This is a genomic window from Stenotrophomonas sp. YJH_SMC_73, assembly GCF_059370155.1.
In genome coordinates, this window is sequence record NZ_JCAFTJ010000017.1 from 18,374 (window position 1) to 36,021 (window position 17,648).

Consider the following 17,648-nt stretch of genomic DNA (forward strand, 5'->3'; position numbering starts at 1 on the left):
CGAGCCTTCGCTCGGGCGGCGGCGCGCAGCAGCAGGCTCGACTCTTCCCCTGTCCCGCGCGCACCATGGGGGCCTGTCCGAAACGATGGGCCGTCATGCAGAGTTCCGCTGTAACTTCCCGCGTCGAGGCGTTCTGCCGGCGCTTTGGCATTTCCGTTCCGATCCTGCTGGCACCGATGGCCGGTGCCTGCCCCGTACCGTTGTCCGCCGCGCTGGCCAATGCCGGCAGCATGGGGGCGATGGGCGCGGTGCTGTCATCGTCGGCCGATATCGGTCGCTGGATGAAGGACTTCCGCGCGACCTCCACCGGCCCGGCGCAGGTGAACCTGTGGGTGCCGGACCCCGCACCGAGCCGTGATGTCGCTGCCGAGGCCGCCAGCCGCGCTTTCCTCGCGCAGTGGGGCCCGGACGTGCCGGCCAGCGCCGCCGACGCCACGCCTGCCGATTTCGAAGAACAGTTCGCTGCGTTGCTTGCGGCACGCCCGGCGGTGGCGTCGACCATCATGGGCGTGCTGCTGCCGCACCACGTGCAGCAGCTGAAGGACGCCGGCATTGCCTGGATCGCCTGCGCGACCACCTTGTCCGAAGCGCGTGCCGCACAGGACGCCGGTGCCGACGCCGTGGTGGCGCAGGGCATGGAGGCCGGTGGCCATCGCGGTGCGTTTGATCCGGCAATGGCCGAACGCCAGCTGGTCGGGCTGTTCGCGCTGTTGCCGCGCCTGGCCGATCACCTGCAGATTCCGGTGATCGCTGCCGGTGGCATCGCCGATGGCCGTGGCATTGCTGCCGCACTCACCCTGGGGGCCAGCGCCGTCCAGATCGGCACCGCCTTCCTGCGCACGCCCGAGGCGGCGATCGCGTCGGCGTGGGCCGATGGGCTGGCCGCCAGCGAACCGGAAGATACCTGGCCGACGCGCGCGTTCAGCGGCCGCCTTGGCCGTGGCCTGGCGACCGCGTATGTGCGCGCCGCTGCTGCCGAAGGCGCCCCTGCGCCGCGCCCGTACCCGGTGCAGCGTGGCCTGACCGCGCCGATGCGCAAGCAGGCCGTGCAGGAAAATCGCCTGGCGGCGATGCAGGCCTGGGCCGGGCAGTCGGCGTGGATGGCGCCTGCACAGCCGGCCGCCGACGTGCTGCGCGGCATGTGGGAACAGGCGCAGGCGCTGCTGCGATGAGGGTCACCTGCAATGGCCAGCCGGCGCAGGTGGCGGACCTGCTGCCGGCGCTGGTGAACTACGGCCACTTCACCTCGCTGCAGGTGCGTGGTGGTGCAGTGCAGGGGCTGGACCTGCATCTGGCGCGGCTGTCGCAGGCCACGCGCGAACTGTTCGGCAGCGAACTGGACACGGTGCAGGTGCAGGCGTGGATGTCGCAGGCGCTGCGGCAGGCCGGCCTGGCCGATGCCTCGCTGCGGGTGACGGTGTACTCGCGCCGCTTCGATTTCCGCAATCCGCTGGCGGCCGTGCCGGTGGACGTGCTGGTGGCAGTTTCAGCGCCGGTGGCCCTGGCCGCGCCCAAGCGCGTGCGCAGCGTGGCCTGGCAGCGCGAAATGCCGCAGATCAAGCATGTGGGCACGTTTGGCCTGTTTGCCGAGCGTCGCGCGGCGATGGCGCAAGGATTCGACGATGTGCTGTTCGTGACCGCCGATGGCGAAGTGAGTGAAGGCAGCACCTGGAACCTGGCCGTGCACGATGGTGAACGGCTGCTCTGGCCGCAGGCGCCGGCCCTGCGCGGGACCGCCGAGGCGCTGTTGAAGCAGCTTTGGCCGGGGGCACAGGCGACGCAGCCGTTGCGGCTGGCGGACCTGGCCGGTGTGAAGAGCGCGTTTGCCTGCAACGCCAGCGGTCTTTGGGCGCTGGACGCCATTGACGGGCATGTCCTGCCCGGCTCGCAGGCCTTGGCTGAACGGGGCAGGGCAGTGCTGGCGGCGGTGCCTTGGGACAGATTGGGGTCAGATCCCTTTTGCGGCGCAAAAGGGTTCTGACCCCGGGCGGGACCCCGGGCGGGTTCCCCCGGGGTTGGCTCGGCCGGGCTCTGCCGCTATAATCGCCCGCTTACCTCGCCATCCTGGCGACTGGGCAATAGGAAAAACACCATGGTCAAGATTCGACTGACCCGCGGCGGCGCCAAGAAGCGTCCGTTCTACCACATCATCGTCACCGACGTGCGCAGCGCGCGCGACGGCCGCAACATCGAGCGCGTTGGCTTCTACAACCCGGTTGCCCAGGGCGCCGAGAAGCGCATCGAGCTGGACCTGGCCCGCGTTGACCATTGGGTCAAGAACGGCGCCCAGCCGACCGACAAGGTCCGCAACCTGATCAAGGAAGCGACCAAGTCCCAGGCCGCTGCGGCCTGATCCTGACGGGCCACGCTTTGGCGTGGCCCTCTTGGTTGAAGCAGATGAAAGATATCGAGCGCCGCATCCTGCTGGGCAGGGTTGTCGGCGCTTTTGGTGTGCGCGGCGAAATCAAGCTCGAGTCTTGGACCGAGCCACGTTCCGCCATTTTCCGTTACCAGCCGTGGATCGTGCGCAGCCCGTCCGGCGTGGAAACCACGATTGAAGGTGTGCGTGGCCGCGACAGCGGCAAGCACCTGGTCGCCCGTTTCCCCGGCGTAGAGGACCGCGATACCGTCGAAGCGATGCACGGCACCGAGATCTACGTGGCCCGCAGTGCATTGCCGCCACCGAAGCCCGATGAGTACTACTGGGTGGACCTGGAAGGCCTGGACGTGAAGACCACCGAGGGCGTTGCCCTGGGCCAGGTCTCGCACCTGTTCAGCACCGGCGCCAACGACGTGGTGGTGGTCCGCGGTGACCGCGAGCGGATGATTCCGTTCGTGCAGCCGGACTTCGTCAAGTCGGTCGACTTCGAGGCCAACCTGGTCGTGGTCGACTGGGATCCCGAGTTCTGAGCGTGAGCATGCGTTTCGACGTCATCACCCTGTTCCCCGAGTTCCTCGCCCAGTCCGCCGGACTGGGCGTGGTCGGGCGCGCGCAGGAGAAGGGGCTGTTCAGCCTGCACGGCTGGAACCCCCGTGATTACGCCGAAGGCAACTACCGCCGCGTGGACGACCGTCCGTTCGGTGGTGGCCCGGGCATGGTGATGCTGATCGAGCCGTTGCAGGCCTGCCTGCAGGCGATCCGTGAGGCCGATCCGACCCCGGCGCGGGTGATCTACCTCAGCCCGCAGGGGGCGCCGCTGACCCAGGCCAAGGTGCGGGAACTGGCGGCGCTGCCGCGCGTGGTCCTGCTCTGCGGCCGCTACGAGGGCATCGACGAGCGTTTCCTGGAGGCCAATGTCGACGAGGAGATCTCCCTCGGCGACTACGTGCTGTCCGGGGGTGAACTGGGCGCGGCGGTGATCATCGACGCCGTGGCCCGCCTGCAGGACGGTGCCCTGAACGACGCCGAATCGGCGGCGCAGGACAGCTTCGAGGGCGACCTCGGCCTGCTCGACTGCCCGCACTACAGCCAGCCGGCCCAGCACCCGCTGGGTGACGTACCGGACGTGCTGCGCTCGGGCAACCACGCGGCCATCGCCGCCTGGCGCCGCCAGCAGTCGCTGCTCCGGACCGCCGAGCGGCGCCCGGACCTGCTGGATGAGCAGGCACTGGGCAAGGCCGACCGCAAACTGCTGGAGCAGGGCCGTCAGGCCCGGAACCAGAAGGCCAGCCCCTAGCGCAGGGTCGGCTTTATCGGCTATCATGGCCAATTCCCGTCGGCCCTGGTCGGCGCGCGCAGTACCCAAAACAAACGTGCAGCACAGTCCGGTGACTGCATGAGCCTACGTTGTCGATACGACACGCCCACCCGAACAAGAATCGGTGTAACCCATGAGCAAGCTGAACAAGTCCATCGTCGCGGAATTCGAATCCGCCCAGATCACCCGTGAACTGCCGAAGTTCAGCCAGGGCGACACCGTTGTCGTCAACGTGAAGGTGAAGGAAGGCAGCCGCGAGCGCGTGCAGGCCTACGAAGGCGTCGTCATCGCCACCAAGAACGCCGGCCTGAACTCCTCGTTCACCGTCCGCAAGATCTCGCACGGCTACGGCGTCGAGCGCGTTTTCCAGACCCACAGCGCCATCATCGACTCGGTCGAAGTGAAGCGTCGTGGTAAGGTCCGCGCCGGCAAGCTGTACTACCTGCGTGGCCTGGAAGGCAAGGCTGCCCGCATCAAGGAAGACCTGGCTGCCGCTGCTGCCGCCAAGGCTGCCCGTCTGGCCGACAAGGCCTGATAAACAACTTCGGTTGTTGCCGCGACGGCCACCTTCGGGTGGCCGTTTGCGTTTCCGGCATCGCATCGGCCACGATCAGGTGATGAACGACATCAACCTTCGCTATCCGGCCGTGATCCAGTCGGCGTTGCGCTTTCTCGACGGCAAGGGGCTGGCACGCGTGCAATCGGCGCCGTTGCTGCATCGCCTGTTGTGGCGCCTGGGCATCGCACTGCCGCCACCGATCCTGGCCGGCTTTGGCACCAACGCGTTGGTGCAGGGCCTGCTGTTCGGGCTGTTCTGGACCGCGCTGATGTGGCTGATGCTGTGGCAGGGCAGCGAACGTCCGCTGGTGCTGTTGCTGGTGGCCGGTCTGGTGGCCGGCGCGCTGTTCGGCCTTGTGATGGCGGCGCTGATGCGCTCGCTGCGCCGCCACCGCAAGCTGCCGGATTGGCGCCAGTTCCGGGCGCGGCAGGCGGACTGAGCCGATGGCGCACTGCGCCGTGACCGACGGCTACGGGCCGCGCTAGGCTGCCGCATCATCCCGATGCCCGTACCGTGCGATGCCTGCCAAGCGAACCGCACCCACCGCTGCGCCCACCCTGCTGTCCGGTGGCAACCCGCAGATCGCCAAGGGCGAGGGCGATGCTCCGGTGCAGGCATACATCGCCGCCATGCCGGACTGGAAACGCCCGGTCGGCGCACAGCTGGATGCGTTGATCGAACGGGCCGTACCCGGCGTGCACAAGGCGGTGAAGTGGAACTCGCCGATGTATGCGGTGGCGCCGGGCGAAGGCTGGTTTCTCAGCTTCCATTGCTTCACCCGCTACATCAAGGTGGCGTTCTTTCGTGGCGCGGTGCTGAAGCCGATGCCGCCCGAGCCGTCCAGGAGTGCCGATACGCGCTACCTGCATATCGCACAGGATGGCGCGCTGGATGAGGCACAGTTCCTCGACTGGGTGCGCCAGGCCGCCGCGTTGCCCGGCGAGCGCATGTAACCCCGACTTTCTCATTCCTTTCCCGACGAGAGCTCCTGATGGCTACGCATGCCCCCAACCCGGCCGATGCCGGAACACCGGCGGCCGAACTGATCGATGCACGCATCGCCGAGCTGGCAGACTGGCGCGGTGAAACACTGGCACGCGTGCGTGCATTGATCCATGAAGCGCTGCCGGACGTGCAGGAAGCCTGGAAGTGGCGCGGTACACCGGTGTGGGAGCACAACGGCATCCTGTGCACCGGCGAGACCTACAAGCAGGCGGTGAAACTGACCTTCGCCAACGGTGCGGCGCTGGCCGATCCCAAAGGCCTGTTCAACGCCAGCCTCGAGGGCAATACGCGGCGTGCGATCGACGTCCATGAAGGCGCGATGCCGGATGCCGCTGCGTTCAAGGCGCTGCTGCGCGCAGCGGCGGCGTTCAATGCGGCGAAGAAGAAGAAGCGCTGACCGTCTTCTGTAGAGCCGAGCCCATGCTCGGCTGACAGGCCTGTGCGGACCAACGGTCCGCACCCACCTTACCGTGGCGGTGCGGCATCCGGGTCGGCCACCGGCGACGGCGGACAGGCCGGAATCTCCGACGGCGTCGCCAGTTCTTCGGCATGCGAGGGCTTGCCCATCATCTTCGCCTTGCGCCAGCCGCCCCAGCGGTAATACGCCAGCGACAGCAGCATCGACACCAGCGAGCTGACCGGGAAGCTCCACCAGATTGCATCGGCGCCCCAGTACGGCTGCAGCAGTTCGGCGAACGGCACGCGCACGCCCCACAGCGAGCCGGCCAGGATCAGCAGTGGCGGAATCACCGCGCCGGTGGAGCGCACCACGCCGGAGATCACGAAGCTGACGCCGAAGAACAGGAACGAGCCGATCACCACATGGTTGAGGTGGCGGGCGATGTCCAGCGCCTGGCTGGCCGGCGGCAGGAACAGCGCCAGCAGCTGGCGATCGAACACAACCAACGGCAGGATCAGCGCGCCGGTCAGCAGGAAGTTGAACAGCACGCCCTGGCGTGCGGTACCGCGCACGCGGTCCCAGCGCTGCGCACCGACGTTCTGTGCGGCCATCGAAGAACACGCCGCACCGATCGCCATCGCCGGCATCTGCAGGTAGTTCCACAGCTGCAGGGACGCGCCGTAGCCCGCGGCGGTGTCGGTGCCGTACTGGTTGACCATGGTCATCAGCAGGATCACCGACAGCGAGATCAGCACCATCTGCAGGCCCATCGGCACGCCCTTGACCACCAGCGCCTTGAGGATGGTCATGTCGAGCTTGAACAGGCGCAGGTCGGCGCGGCCCAGCCACAGGGTGTGGCGCTTGTGCCGCATGTACAGCAGCAGGCCGGCCAGCGACAGCGTCTGCGCGACCAGCGTGGCCCAGGCCGAGCCGGCGATGCCCAGCGCGGGGAAGGGCCCCATGCCGAAGATCAGTACAGGGTTCAGCACGATGTCCAGTGCCACCGATACCATCAGGAAGCGGAACGGCGTGCGCGAATCACCGGCACCGCGCAGGGCGGCGGTGAGGAAGGCGAACGCGTACAGCGTCGGCATCGCCAGGAAGATGATCTGCAGGTAGGCCTCGGCCAATGGCAGCGAGGCGGCCGGCGTGCCCATCGCCGCCAGCAGCGGATGGGCCATGAACCAGCCGGCGATGGCGATGATCACCGACAGGCCGATGAAGAAGGTGGCACTGGTGCCGACCACGCGCCGCGCCTGCGCGATGTCGCGCGCGCCGATCGCCTGTCCGATCAGGATGGTCGAAGCCATGCCGAAGCCGAACACCGAGCCGATAAGGAAGAACATGATGTTGTTGGCGTTCGCGGTGGCGGTCAGTGCCGCCTCACCGAGGAAGCGCCCGACCCAGACCGCATTCACCGAACCGTTCAGCGACTGCGCGATGTTGCCTGCCAGGATCGGCAGGGAAAACAGCAGGAGATTGCGGCCGATCGGGCCGGAGGTCAGGTCAAGCGGCGCTTTGGCCATGGAGTGGTGATCGAATCCCGGGAGGCGCACACTAGCACCAAGCCGGTTTGCGGGATGTGGCAATGCATCAACGACTGCAGGTGAAGTGGAGCCTGGCGCTGGCCTTGATCAGCGTCGTACTGGCCGCATGTTCGACAGGTGACCGGCTGGGCGATACCCAGGTGCGGCCCACCGACCGGCCCGAGTGCCTGGTCGGCAGCCAGCGCCAGGATCTTTCTGCCGGCGTACCCACCCTGATCGGGGGCAGCGGCTGCCGCACCGACCCCGACAACCCGCGTCCCCTGAACAAGCGAACGGAGTAGTCCCTACCGATGACCGAGCTTTCCCCGCTGCCGCCCAGTGTCCGCCTGGACATCTGGCTGTGGGCGGCCCGTTTCTTCAAGACCCGCAGCCTGGCCAAGCAGGCCATCGAGACCGGCAAGGTCAGCGTGGCTGGGCAGCGCCCGAAATCCTCACGCGCGGTGCGCGTCGGCGAGCAGCTGCAGGTGGATCGCGGCGAGGAGCATTTCGAGATCCAGGTGCTGGGGCTGAGCGATCAGCGCGGGCCGGCGCCGGCGGCGCAGCAGCTGTATGCCGAGAGTGAGGCCTCCAGGGCCCGCCGCGCCGAGCAGCGGGCGCTGCGCATCGCCGCACGCGATGGTTTCCAGCCGCCGGAGCACAAGCCGGACAAACGCGCACGGCGGTTGATCCGCGCGCTCGGCGATATCGACGCGTTGTAAGTTGCAGGGCGCCAGACCGGGTCCGGCGCCGCCTTGGCTCAGCGCTTGCCGCCCAGCAGGCTGCCGCCGATCTTCAGCAGATCGCCCACGCCGAGCTGGCCGTCACCGTCCTGGTCCAGCACGCTGCCAAGCAGGCCGCCGGCAAGGCCGCCCTGTTGCTGCACCTGCTGCTTCTCCTGGCCGAGGGCCTGGCTGAGCGAGCCGGCATCGGCCTGGCCACCACCGAGGCGCTGGGCGAGGAAGGCCATCACGATCGGTGCGAGGATCTGCAGCAGCTGGCTGGTACGGCCGCTGTCGAGCTGGGTGGCCTGGGCCAGGCCGGTTTCCACCTTCTGCTGGCTGCCGCCGAAGATGTGGCCGAGGATGCCGGCACCGTCGCTGGCGGCGCCACCGCCACCGCCGCCCAGTACCGAGCCGAGCACGCTGCTCAGGTCCAGGCCGCTGTGGTTGTTCTGCAGTGCACCGAGCAGCGCCTGTGCGCCCTGCGGCTGCGAGGCGTTGTTGCCCAGCGCGCCCATCAGCACCGGCAGCGCGGCACTGATCGCACCGGAGGCCTGGGTATCGCTGATGCCGAGCTGCTGCGATACCTGCTGCAGCGGGGCGCCCTGCAATTTGGCGAGAAGTTCGTCGGTCAGGCTCATCTGCGGAATCCTTGATTGGGGTTGGGCGTGCAGAAGGTACGACGCAGACCGTTAAAACGGCGACGCCGCCTCACGGGGAGGCGGCGTGGCGTTCACGGGGCAGGGCGATCAGAGCTCGATGTCTTCGGCACCCGGGGTCGCGGTGGGGAAGTCCGCTTCCGGCTGGGCCGGCTTGAACGGATCCGTTGGCTGGCTGGCCAGCGCCTTCAGCGCCGCGGCAACACCAGCGCCATAGGCCGGGTCGGCCTTGCTGCAGTTGTCGATGTGGCGCTGCTTGATGAAGTCCGGCGCATCGCCCAGGGCACGGGCGGTGTTGGCGAACAGTCGCTCCTTCTGTGCCTGGTTGTAGCTGCGGAACAGCGCACCAGGCTGGCTGAAGTAGTCGGCGTCGTCCTCACGGAAGTTCCAGAAGTCGGCGTCGCCCCGGATCTTCATCGGCGGTTCGCGGTACTGCGGCTGTTCCTGCCACTGGCCGTAGCTGTTGGGCTCGTAGTGCGGCAGGCCGCCGTAGTTGCCGTCCACGCGCATCGCACCGTCGCGGTGGTTGCTGTGCACCGGGCAGCGCGCCGCGTTCACCGGAATCTGGTGGTGGTTCACGCCCAGGCGGTAGCGCTGCGCATCGGAGTAGGCGAACAGGCGCGCCTGCAGCATCTTGTCCGGCGACGGGCCGATACCCGGCACCAGGTTGCTCGGCGCGAACGCTGACTGCTCCACGTCCTGGTACCAGTTGACCGGATTGCGGTTCAGTTCGAACTGGCCCACTTCGATCAGCGGGTAGTCGCTCTTCGGCCACACCTTGGTCAGGTCGAACGGATGGATGCGGTAGGTTTCCGCCTCCAGTTCCGGCATGACCTGGATGAACAGTTTCCACTTCGGGAAGTCGCCCTTCTCGATCGCGGCGAACAGGTCGCGGCCGTGGCTTTCGCGGTCATGGCCGACCAGGATCTGCGCCTGCGCGTCGGTCAGCGATTCGATGCCCTGCTGGCTGACGAAGTGGAACTTCACCCAGAAGCGCTCGCTGTCGGCGTTGGTGAAGCTGTAGGTGTGCGAGCCGAAACCGTGCATGTGGCGGAAGCTGCGCGGAATGCCGCGGTCGCTCATCACCACGGTCACCTGCAGCAGGGCTTCGGGCAGCAGCGTCCAGAAATCCCAGTTGTTGCGTGCGCTGCGCAGGTTGGTATGCGGGTCGCGCTTGACGGCCTTGTTGAGGTCGGCGAACTTGCGCGGGTCGCGCAGGAAGAACACCGGCGTGTTGTTGCCGACCAGGTCCCAATTGCCTTCTTCGGTGTAGAACTTCAGGGCGAAGCCGCGGATGTCACGCTCGGCGTCGGCGGCGCCACGCTCGCCGGCCACCGTGGTGAAGCGGGCGAACATCTCGGTCTGCTTGCCGACCTTCTCGAACAGCTTGGCGCGGGTGTACTTGCTGATGTCGTGAGTGACGGTGAAGGTGCCGAATGCGCCCGAGCCCTTGGCGTGCATGCGGCGCTCGGGAATGATCTCGCGGTTGAGGTTGGCCAGCTTTTCCAGCAGCCACACGTCTTCCATCAGCAGCGGGCCACGCGGGCCGGCGGTCTTGCTGTTCTGGTTGTCCACCACCGGCGCGCCGAAGGCCGTGGTCATCGGCGTGACCGGTTCATCGCCGTGCTTCTGCTTCGGGGTAGTGCTCAGCTCGCGCTGCTGCTGGGCGCCTTCCGCAGGCGACGGCGCGGTGTGATACGGACATTTCGGGCTGTTGTTATCGGACTGGCTCATGGCTGGCTCCTGCGGGTGAAGACGGGATGGAACATCTTCACTCGACTTTAGCTAGGGCCAGATGAAATGAATAATCGAATGATCCGTTCAGTTTGATAGTTTCTGTCAATTGAAACGAAGAATAAGATTTGCCGGATCTTTCGACAGGCCTCCCGCGTGGCGGCGGGAAGCCAGGGGTGCGTGCTGCGGTTACAGCAGTGCTTTCAGTCGGTACAGCGCTTCCAGTGCCTGCTTCGGCGTCAGTTCGTCCGGATCGATGGCGGCCAGTGCTTCCTGTGCCTTGTTCGACGGCGCCGCGAACAGGCCGAACTGCTGCGGTGCATCCAATGCCTGCGGCGCCAGCTCGGCGGCATGGCTCTCACCGCCGCGCTGTTCCAGCTCGGCCAGTCGACGGCGCGCCTGCGCCACGGTGGCGCGCGGCAGGCCGGCCAGTGCGGCCACCTGCAGGCCGAAGCTGCGGTTGGCCGGGCCGTCCTTAACGGCGTGCATGAACACCAGCGCTTCACCGTGCTCGACGGCATCCAGGTGCACGTTGGCGATGCCGCTGCGGCCGCCCTCGTGCTGCTCGTCGGCCAGCGCGGTCAGCTCGAAGTAGTGGGTGGCGAACAGCGTGTAGCAGCGGTTCTGGTAGGCCAGGTGGCGGGCCACCGCGTCGGCCAGCGCCAGGCCGTCGTAGGTGGACGTGCCACGGCCGATCTCGTCCATCAGCACCAGCGAATGCGCGGTGGCGTGGTGCAGGATGTAGCTGGTCTCGGCCATCTCGACCATGAAGGTCGACTGCCCGCGGGCGAGGTCGTCACCGGCGCCGATGCGGGTCAGGATGCGGTCGATCGGGCCGATCAGCGCCCGGCTGGCCGGCACGAAGCTGCCGATGTGGGCCAGCAGCACGATCAGCGCGTTCTGCCGCATGTAGGTCGATTTACCACCCATGTTCGGACCGGTGATGACCAGCATGCGGCGGTCCGGATGCAGATCCAGATCGTTGGGTTCGAACGGCTGCTCGCGCACCGCCTCGACCACCGGATGGCGGCCACGCTCGATCTTCAGGCACGGTGCCGTTTCAAGTTCCGGCCGCGACCAGTCCAGCGCCTGCGCGCGTTCGGCGAAGGCGGCCAGCACGTCCAGTTCGCTCAGCGCAGCGGCGCACTGCTTCAACGGTTCCAGCTGTTCGCCGAGGGTGTCCAGCAGCTGCTCGTATAGGTACTTCTCGCGCGACAGCGAACGGTCGCGCGCGGACAGCACCTTGTCCTCGAATGCCTTCAGTTCTTCGGTGATGTAACGCTCGGCATTGGTCAGCGTCTGGCGGCGGGTGTAGTGCACCGGCGCGCGATCGGACTGGCCCTTGCTGATTTCGATGTAGTAGCCGTGCACGCGGTTGTAGCCCACCTTCAGGGTGGGAATGCCGCTGCTCTCGCGCTCGCGCAGTTCCAGGTCAACCAGGAACTGGTCGGCATGGGTGGACAGGCGGCGCAGCTCGTCCAGCTCTTCATCGAAGCCATCGGCCAGCACGCCGCCGTCGCTCAGCTTCAGTGGCGGCATTTCGGCGATGGCGCTGGCCAGCAGTTGTGCGCACGCGTCGTGCTCGCCCAAGGCGGCATGCAGTGCCTGCAGGCGCGGTGAATCCAGCGGCGCCAGCACTTCGCGCACCGCCGGCAGCAGGCCCAGGCCATCGCGCAGGGTGGAGAAATCACGCGGGCGCGCCGAACGCAGTGCGACGCGGGTCAGGATGCGTTCCAGGTCGCCGAGGCGGCGGAACTGTTCGCGGATGTCGGCATCGCTGCCGCGATCGATCAGGGTTTCCACCGCATGGTGGCGCTGTACCAGCACCTCGCGCAGGCGCAGCGGGCGGTGCAGCCACCGGCGCAGCAGGCGCCCGCCCATCGGCGTCACCGTGCTGTCGAGCACGCCCAGCAAGGTATTGCGGGTATCGCCGTCGACGCGCGTATCCAGTTCCAGGTGGCGGCGGGTGGCGGCGTTCATCGCGATCGCCTCGGCGGCGGTTTCCATCGCGATCGAGGTCAGGTGCGGCAGGCGCTGCTTCTGGGTTTCCTCGACATAACCGAGCAGGGCGCCGGCGGCGGCGGTGGCACGTGGCTTGTCATCGATACCGAAGCCGCTCAGATCGTGCAGCTTGAAGAAGTTCAGCAGCTGGCGGCGGCCGCTGTCCGCGTCGAACAGCCACGGCGCACGGCGGCGCACGCCGGTGCGCTGGCGCAGGAAGTCGGGCCAGTTCTCCTCGTCGGGCACCAGCAGCTCGGCCGGTTCCAGTCGGGCCAGTTCGGCTTCCAGCGCGTCGTCGGTCTCGACTTCATTGACCAGGAAGCGGCCACCGGCCAGGTCGGCCCAGGCCAGGCCGTAGCCCTGCTTCGTGCGCGACAGCGCCATCAGCAGGGTGTCACGGCGCTCGTCCAGCAGCGCTTCGTCGGTGACGGTGCCGGGGGTGACGATGCGCACCACCTTGCGTTCGACCAGGCCCTTGGCCAGCGCCGGGTCGCCGATCTGCTCGCAGATCGCCACCGACTCGCCCAGCGCCACCAACCGCGCCAGGTAGCCTTCATAGGCATGTACCGGCACGCCGGCCATCGGAATCGGCGCGCCGCCGGAGCTGCCACGCTGGGTCAGGGTGATGTCGAGCAGGCGCGCGGCCTTGCGCGCATCGTCGTAGAACAGCTCGTAGAAGTCGCCCATGCGGAAGAACAGCAGCAGGTCCGGATACTCGGACTTGGCTGCGAAGAACTGCTTCATCAGCGGGGTGTGTTCGGCGGACTTTTCTTTGGACATGGGGCTCGTGAATCCGGGGCGTCCGTTCGCGCCGGAGGGCAGCGGCAACGGAGCGGGTACAGGGCCGTCCATGGTAACTGCTGGGGCACAGGGCTGCCGCCACCGGTGGCAGGCGGGTACCGCACAGCCACGGGGTCAGGCCGGGACCAGGGTGATCTGCCGGTGGCTGGCGAAGATATCCATCACGATCTCGAAGTAGGTTGGGCCCTCGCCCCGTTGCAGGGCGTCCAGCTGGCGCGCAATGGTCCGCGTGTTGAAGGTGCCCGGGGCTTCCAGCTTGGACTGCAGCCACTGGCGGGTGGTAGTTCGTCCCAGTGCGGCGCGGCTGTGCTCGATATCACTCCAGATCACCGTGGCCCGCTCATGGCCGGCCAACACGCCATGGACGCCATGCAGCAGATCATCCAGGGCGTCCAGGCTTGGCCCGAGCTGCCAGTCCTCGCCGGCCATGAACACGCGGTTGATCTCCGCGTACAGGCTGGGGATGTCGTGAATGGTACAGCCTTCAATCTGCAGGATGAGCGACATGCGCCCACTGTAGCGGTGCCGGCGGCACTCTGCTGACCCTCAATAAAGCTATCAGCACCGGGAGTGGTCCGGGAGCGCCTGACCATGGCATGGGTCTACGCATGGAAATCGTACTATGTGCGGATCCTGTGCGGTGGGGTGTTGGGTGATCTGTCCACGTTGTAAGCAAGGTGAAGCACTTGAGGCTCACGTCAAGCAGGGGGTCTTCAGATTTTTGTCTGCGACGAATGTGAAGCCGTCTGGTTTTCTTTTTGCCCAAGGTAACCTGCTGGATAGTCGAGATGCCCGGGTTGGTGCATTTGATTTGAATTTGAAAGTGATGGGGGTGGATTTTGAGTGAGCCTTCCTGGGTGGTTCGTGGCAAGACGACCAGAGGTTTGATTGATGAGCTCATGACCTTTGATGATCTGGACATGCACGTGGAGATCTCGGTTGATGGGGGTGATACCGTTCTACCCATAAGCTTGGTTGGGCAGGATGAAAGGTAGTGCGTGCTGTTCTATTTCGGCGCTGACGCTTGATGTTGGGCTTTGACTCAATGTGTCTTTCAACGTTCAGGACGGTTTTGGCGGCGCCCGGATGTCCATCAGGTTCAGGCTGCTCACATGCGGAATGAAGCGGGTTGCCGAGTCTGTGGCTACATGTCTGACATGCCGCCGTGGGGTGAGGATGGTAGAACCCCCGATTTTGAGCTGTGCCCTTGCTGTGGGGTGCAGCACGGCTATCAGGATTGCAACAGTGCCTCCTGTCTGGAATACAGGAGGCAATGGTTGGCAGACGGGGCTCGATGGGCTGAGCCAAAGTTACGCCCGGATCGATGGAGCGTGGATGAGCAGCTCCGCAATGTTCTGGATGAACATCCGTGAGTACTGGTGATTGTGTCTCTGCAAGATCGCCGGATTGCTCCGCAATGTGAGCCGGGGCGGTTGGACCTGATCGGCTGTAACCGGCAACTGAAGAGGACAGTCAATGAGAGACGCGTTTGAAATTGTCATGGAGGACGTTCCAAGGGGGCGCGTACCCACAGTACTGGAGGGGATCGGCCACATGGCCGAGTCCGTTTCGTGGACTGAACTGGAGGGCGAGTCGATGGCGGCTGGCGAGCGGTCTGCAGAAAGTTCCGATGAAGTCGCGTGCAGCTCATGCGTGATCTACACAGTCAAGGGTCTCAGGTCGGAGCAGTCCTCCGTATTCCTACGCTGTTGATTCGTGTCCTTGGCTTTGAAGGAAGGGTAAGCATCGATTTTTCATTCGATATGGATTGGGCGGATGTCGGTGCAGCGATGTCCGAACTGCAACGGCATTTTCTGCAGTTGAAAATGCTGAGTGGAGCGGAAACTGTATACGGAGGCATGGAGCCCGCTCAGGATATGGATACCCGATTCTTCACGGATGCCGAGCGCGGCCCTCTGCGTGTCACCGATGCCTGAGTCCGGTGCGAGACGCTATGCTGGAAGCGTGTTCGCTCGCTCCTCAAACAGGTTTGCGACCATCCGTGAGGAGCGGGAAAGGGCTTCGCGACGGCTGGTGCCGATGAAGGCACTGTTTTTCGGGGTTGAGTGACATGGTCATGAACGCGGTCTTCTCTCCATGCTGGGACGGCGACAGGCATGTGGTCTCATGTGATGAACGGGTTGCCGATTCAGACCCCGTGACATACGGTCAAGGATCCGGTGCCAGGGAGATCGCCGCTTGGTTGGAAGGTGATTTTGGCTGTCTTGGAAGGGGCAGTGAGCAGCGCACCCGCGGATCATTCGATGCCGTGGCGTCTGATGCAAAAGGAGGGAGCTGCGTCCACCATGGCGCGGGGCATGTCGTCCACTGCGAGCGAGACCTGTTTCTGGTGTTCTCCAGGTGGAACAGGGGTAGCGTTGCTCTGCGTCACCTTCGAGCAGCAGACGGAAGCGTTCTTTTCGATGGTGCAGATGCTGATGGTGGAAGGCTAGCTGAAGCTTGCTTCACAAGGCGTCTTCGCCGATGGGCATGTTAATGAGTATTTGGGTACGCTTCGCCGCGCATGGCCGGCCGCAAGAGATCGGCAGGATCTCGATGAGCACGGATTCTGGTTCTTTTCGGATGCGCCGTTTGGATGGGTCTGGATCTCACCTGAAGGCGGCAGCTGGAGCTGAAATGCCTGATGCCGGTGCGGCAGTGTCCGTGGCATCCCCGTGGCATCGAGCATTCTGTTGATTGACTCATCGAAATGCGGTTGCCACAGCCGGTTTCGTGAATTGCTTGCGATATCACCAGCCCCTCGTCATTCCGATATACCCGGAAGACATCGCGATTGCTGGTCCCGGCGCGTTTCATGCCTGTATGCACAGTTCCATATATTTGGATCGATATAATAATCTCCGACCATAAAGTTTCCCCGCGCTGCGCCGCCATCGATCGTACGGCCATGATCAAGGGAATTGAGATGCTCGCCTTACGCAACCTCCGAGTGGGATCCCGGCTGGGTGCCGGGTTTGGATTGCTGCTGCTGTTCATCGTGGCCATCGTTGGCCTGGCGCTGTACGGAAATCACCTGAAGTCCGCCCAGTTCGAGAAAGTGGTGGACGTCAACATGGTGAAGATGCGGCTGTTGAACGACATGCTGGATACCAACAACGCGGTGTTGATGCACCGCCGCCTGATGGTGATCAAGCGCGGCGAGGATTTTGACAGGGATTATCAGAAGGCGCAGGAGCTGTCGCAGACCTACGACGGTATCTGGGCCAGGTACATCAGGATTCCGCGCGACGCGACCGGCGATACCCTGGTGGCGAAAATCGACGCGGCACGCAAGGCCACCGACGCCTCCACCCGGCATCTTCACGAGCGCATGAAGGCCGGGGATTTCGACGGCGCGGCCAAGGAACTGCTTGCCGAGCAGGGGCTGGCAACCGCGTGGAACGAAGCGATCTCGACCCTGCTGCGGCATCAGGAGACGCTGACCGAGCGCAGCCGCGAGGAATACCGTTCAACCGAATCCTGGACCGGCACGCTGTCGATCGTGTTCGGCGTGTTGAGCCTGGTACTGGGCTCGCTGGCCGCGTGGGCCATCACCCGCAGCCTGACCCGCCCGCTGGAAGGCGCGGTGAAGCTGGCCGACGGCATCGCCAATGGGCGGCTGGACAGCAGCATTGACGCCTCCGGCAACGATGAGGTCACGCAGCTGCTCAGGTCGATGCAGCGCATGCAGGCGCAGTTGCAGTCGGTGATGGCGGCGCAGGGCGAGCTGGCCCGCCAGCACGATGCGGGCAGCCTCAGCTATCGCATGGACGAGAGTGCCTTCCCTGGTGACTACGGGCGCATGGTGCACGAGACCAACGCGCTGGTCGGCTCACACGTGCAGGTACAGAACCGGCTGATCGAAGTGATGAAGCATTACGCCCGTGGCGACCTGTCGGTGGACATGGATCCGCTGCCGGGCGAGAAGGCGGCGATCACCCAGGCAATGGACGAGACCAAGACCAGCCTGTCGGCGATCAACAGCGAGATCCGCCGGCTGGCGACGGCCGCTGCGGCGGGCGACTTCAGCCTGCGCGGCGATGAAGATCGCTTCGCCTACGATTTCCGCGACATGGTGGCCGGGCTCAATCGCTTGATGCAGACCACCGACCAGAACCTGGTGCAGGTGTCGAGCCTGCTGCAGGCGATCTCGCGCGGTGACCTCACCGTACGCATGCAGGGCGACTTCCACGGCGTGTTCGCCCGCATGCGCGATGACTGCAATGCCACCGTCGATCAGCTCAAGCAGATCGTCGGGCGCATCCAGGCCAGCGCGTCCAGCATCAATCTGGCGGCAGGCGAAATCGCCTCGGGCAACACCGATCTGTCGCGGCGCACCGAGCAGCAGGCGGCGAACCTGGAAGAGACGGCGGCGTCGATGGAGGAACTGACCTCCACCGTGAAGCAGAACGCCGAGCACGCCCGCCAGGCCAACCAGCTCGCCATCGGTGCGCACGGTGTCGCCTCGCAGGGCGGTGACGTGGTCGGCCAGGTGGTCACCACCATGTCGGCCATCGAAGCCTCGTCGAAGAAGATCGCCGAGATC

Annotated in this window: 20 protein-coding genes; 15 read left to right on the forward strand and 5 right to left on the reverse strand. The window is 65.6% G+C overall.

Annotated features, from left to right (window positions below):
* Positions 1 to 95 precede the first annotated feature (95 nt).
* The 9 genes from AC5P8R_RS20195 to AC5P8R_RS20235 all read left to right on the forward strand — a co-directional run bounded on the left by AC5P8R_RS20195 (position 96) and on the right by AC5P8R_RS20235 (position 5,659).
* Positions 96 to 1,172: an NAD(P)H-dependent flavin oxidoreductase gene (locus tag AC5P8R_RS20195; protein ID WP_495223768.1), complete on the forward strand. Its 1,077-nt coding sequence runs from the start codon at positions 96 to 98 to the stop codon at positions 1,170 to 1,172.
* Positions 1,169 to 1,981 (forward strand): aminotransferase class IV family protein, encoded by an 813-nt coding sequence (locus tag AC5P8R_RS20200; RefSeq protein ID WP_495223769.1) that lies wholly within the window; start codon positions 1,169 to 1,171, stop codon positions 1,979 to 1,981. Before AC5P8R_RS20195 ends, AC5P8R_RS20200 begins: the two co-directional genes overlap by 4 nt.
* 111 nt (positions 1,982 to 2,092) lie before the next feature.
* A complete protein-coding gene (gene rpsP / locus AC5P8R_RS20205) occupies positions 2,093 to 2,353 on the forward strand; it encodes a 30S ribosomal protein S16 (RefSeq protein WP_005415733.1) in 261 nt (86 codons plus the stop codon).
* Between the two features lie 44 nt (positions 2,354 to 2,397).
* Positions 2,398 to 2,910 (forward strand): ribosome maturation factor RimM, encoded by a 513-nt coding sequence (gene rimM / locus AC5P8R_RS20210; RefSeq protein WP_010483256.1) that lies wholly within the window; start codon positions 2,398 to 2,400, stop codon positions 2,908 to 2,910.
* Positions 2,911 to 2,918: 8 nt separating this feature from the next.
* The gene (trmD, locus tag AC5P8R_RS20215; RefSeq protein WP_046429552.1) at positions 2,919 to 3,677 is read left to right on the forward strand and encodes a tRNA (guanosine(37)-N1)-methyltransferase TrmD; all 759 of its coding nucleotides are present in this window, start codon (positions 2,919 to 2,921) and stop codon (positions 3,675 to 3,677) included.
* Between the two features lie 154 nt (positions 3,678 to 3,831).
* A complete protein-coding gene (gene rplS, locus AC5P8R_RS20220; RefSeq protein ID WP_005415736.1) occupies positions 3,832 to 4,233 on the forward strand; it encodes a 50S ribosomal protein L19 in 402 nt (133 codons plus the stop codon).
* Positions 4,234 to 4,315: 82 nt separating this feature from the next.
* Complete coding sequence (locus AC5P8R_RS20225; RefSeq protein WP_032956354.1) at positions 4,316 to 4,696, forward strand: DUF6404 family protein; 381 nt, start codon at positions 4,316 to 4,318, stop codon at positions 4,694 to 4,696.
* A gap of 79 nt (positions 4,697 to 4,775) precedes the next feature.
* Entirely contained in the window at positions 4,776 to 5,210 is a 435-nt protein-coding gene (locus AC5P8R_RS20230; protein WP_227863639.1) for a DUF1801 domain-containing protein, read from the forward strand.
* Positions 5,211 to 5,248: 38 nt separating this feature from the next.
* Positions 5,249 to 5,659: a DUF1801 domain-containing protein gene (locus AC5P8R_RS20235; protein WP_142234428.1), complete on the forward strand. Its 411-nt coding sequence runs from the start codon at positions 5,249 to 5,251 to the stop codon at positions 5,657 to 5,659.
* Between the two features lie 68 nt (positions 5,660 to 5,727).
* Here the strand turns inward: AC5P8R_RS20235 and AC5P8R_RS20240 are convergent, their stop codons facing one another.
* Positions 5,728 to 7,188 carry an MATE family efflux transporter gene (locus AC5P8R_RS20240; RefSeq protein ID WP_014646406.1) on the reverse strand — a complete coding sequence of 487 codons (1,461 nt, stop codon included), beginning with the start codon at positions 7,186 to 7,188 and terminating at the stop codon, positions 5,728 to 5,730.
* A gap of 62 nt (positions 7,189 to 7,250) precedes the next feature.
* Between AC5P8R_RS20240 and AC5P8R_RS20245 the strand changes: the two genes are divergently transcribed.
* Together AC5P8R_RS20245 and AC5P8R_RS20250 are read left to right on the forward strand one after the other, a co-directional pair.
* Positions 7,251 to 7,490 carry a hypothetical protein gene (locus AC5P8R_RS20245; RefSeq protein ID WP_014646407.1) on the forward strand — a complete coding sequence of 80 codons (240 nt, stop codon included), beginning with the start codon at positions 7,251 to 7,253 and terminating at the stop codon, positions 7,488 to 7,490.
* 9 nt (positions 7,491 to 7,499) lie between these two features.
* Entirely contained in the window at positions 7,500 to 7,907 is a 408-nt protein-coding gene (locus tag AC5P8R_RS20250) for an RNA-binding S4 domain-containing protein (RefSeq protein WP_014646408.1), read from the forward strand.
* Positions 7,908 to 7,945: 38 nt separating this feature from the next.
* On the opposite strand, the gene AC5P8R_RS20255 is transcribed toward AC5P8R_RS20250, so the two are convergent.
* The 4 genes from AC5P8R_RS20255 to AC5P8R_RS20270 form a co-directional block, all read right to left on the reverse strand.
* Positions 7,946 to 8,548: a DUF937 domain-containing protein gene (locus AC5P8R_RS20255; RefSeq protein WP_111205789.1), complete on the reverse strand. Its 603-nt coding sequence runs from the start codon at positions 8,546 to 8,548 to the stop codon at positions 7,946 to 7,948.
* A gap of 108 nt (positions 8,549 to 8,656) precedes the next feature.
* Positions 8,657 to 10,300, reverse strand: coding sequence for a catalase (locus AC5P8R_RS20260; protein WP_049441489.1), 1,644 nt, complete (start codon positions 10,298 to 10,300; stop codon positions 8,657 to 8,659).
* A 189-nt stretch (positions 10,301 to 10,489) separates the two neighbouring features.
* Complete coding sequence (gene mutS, locus AC5P8R_RS20265; RefSeq protein WP_197574689.1) at positions 10,490 to 13,081, reverse strand: DNA mismatch repair protein MutS; 2,592 nt, start codon at positions 13,079 to 13,081, stop codon at positions 10,490 to 10,492.
* A gap of 135 nt (positions 13,082 to 13,216) precedes the next feature.
* Positions 13,217 to 13,609, reverse strand: a complete 393-nt coding sequence (locus tag AC5P8R_RS20270) for a barstar family protein (RefSeq protein ID WP_169410898.1) — start codon at positions 13,607 to 13,609, stop codon at positions 13,217 to 13,219.
* A 1,142-nt stretch (positions 13,610 to 14,751) separates the two neighbouring features.
* On the opposite strand from AC5P8R_RS20270, the gene AC5P8R_RS20275 reads away from it, so the two are divergent.
* The 4 genes from AC5P8R_RS20275 to AC5P8R_RS20290 form a co-directional block, all read left to right on the forward strand.
* Entirely contained in the window at positions 14,752 to 15,039 is a 288-nt protein-coding gene (locus AC5P8R_RS20275) for a Cdi1I family immunity protein (RefSeq protein ID WP_495223771.1), read from the forward strand.
* Positions 15,040 to 15,339: 300 nt separating this feature from the next.
* A complete protein-coding gene (locus tag AC5P8R_RS20280) occupies positions 15,340 to 15,555 on the forward strand; it encodes a hypothetical protein (RefSeq protein WP_495223770.1) in 216 nt (71 codons plus the stop codon).
* The gene (locus AC5P8R_RS20285; protein WP_080469277.1) at positions 15,556 to 15,738 is read left to right on the forward strand and encodes a DUF596 domain-containing protein; all 183 of its coding nucleotides are present in this window, start codon (positions 15,556 to 15,558) and stop codon (positions 15,736 to 15,738) included. It abuts the gene before it with no gap.
* 290 nt (positions 15,739 to 16,028) lie between these two features.
* A partial coding sequence (locus AC5P8R_RS20290; protein WP_495223772.1) for a HAMP domain-containing protein occupies positions 16,029 to 17,648 on the forward strand: 1,620 nt, incomplete at its 3' end.

Excerpts from the sequence above, each read along its gene's own strand:
- AC5P8R_RS20195 (WP_495223768.1), top strand. The coding sequence starts at position 96 with ATGCAGAGTTCCGCTGTAACTTCCCGCGTCGAGGCGTTCTGCCGGCGC.
- AC5P8R_RS20200 (WP_495223769.1), top strand. The coding sequence starts at position 1,169 with ATGAGGGTCACCTGCAATGGCCAGCCGGCGCAGGTGGCGGACCTGCTG.
- rpsP (WP_005415733.1), top strand. The coding sequence starts at position 2,093 with ATGGTCAAGATTCGACTGACCCGCGGCGGCGCCAAGAAGCGTCCGTTC.
- rimM (WP_010483256.1), top strand. The coding sequence starts at position 2,398 with ATGAAAGATATCGAGCGCCGCATCCTGCTGGGCAGGGTTGTCGGCGCT.
- trmD (WP_046429552.1), top strand. The coding sequence starts at position 2,919 with ATGCGTTTCGACGTCATCACCCTGTTCCCCGAGTTCCTCGCCCAGTCC.
- rplS (WP_005415736.1), top strand. The coding sequence starts at position 3,832 with ATGAGCAAGCTGAACAAGTCCATCGTCGCGGAATTCGAATCCGCCCAG.
- AC5P8R_RS20225 (WP_032956354.1), top strand. The coding sequence starts at position 4,316 with ATGAACGACATCAACCTTCGCTATCCGGCCGTGATCCAGTCGGCGTTG.
- AC5P8R_RS20230 (WP_227863639.1), top strand. The coding sequence starts at position 4,776 with ATGCCTGCCAAGCGAACCGCACCCACCGCTGCGCCCACCCTGCTGTCC.
- AC5P8R_RS20235 (WP_142234428.1), top strand. The coding sequence starts at position 5,249 with ATGGCTACGCATGCCCCCAACCCGGCCGATGCCGGAACACCGGCGGCC.
- AC5P8R_RS20240 (WP_014646406.1), bottom strand. The coding sequence starts at position 7,188 with ATGGCCAAAGCGCCGCTTGACCTGACCTCCGGCCCGATCGGCCGCAAT.
- AC5P8R_RS20245 (WP_014646407.1), top strand. The coding sequence starts at position 7,251 with ATGCATCAACGACTGCAGGTGAAGTGGAGCCTGGCGCTGGCCTTGATC.
- AC5P8R_RS20250 (WP_014646408.1), top strand. The coding sequence starts at position 7,500 with ATGACCGAGCTTTCCCCGCTGCCGCCCAGTGTCCGCCTGGACATCTGG.
- AC5P8R_RS20255 (WP_111205789.1), bottom strand. The coding sequence starts at position 8,548 with ATGAGCCTGACCGACGAACTTCTCGCCAAATTGCAGGGCGCCCCGCTG.
- AC5P8R_RS20260 (WP_049441489.1), bottom strand. The coding sequence starts at position 10,300 with ATGAGCCAGTCCGATAACAACAGCCCGAAATGTCCGTATCACACCGCG.
- mutS (WP_197574689.1), bottom strand. The coding sequence starts at position 13,081 with ATGTCCAAAGAAAAGTCCGCCGAACACACCCCGCTGATGAAGCAGTTC.
- AC5P8R_RS20270 (WP_169410898.1), bottom strand. The coding sequence starts at position 13,609 with ATGTCGCTCATCCTGCAGATTGAAGGCTGTACCATTCACGACATCCCC.
- AC5P8R_RS20275 (WP_495223771.1), top strand. The coding sequence starts at position 14,752 with ATGCGTGATCTACACAGTCAAGGGTCTCAGGTCGGAGCAGTCCTCCGT.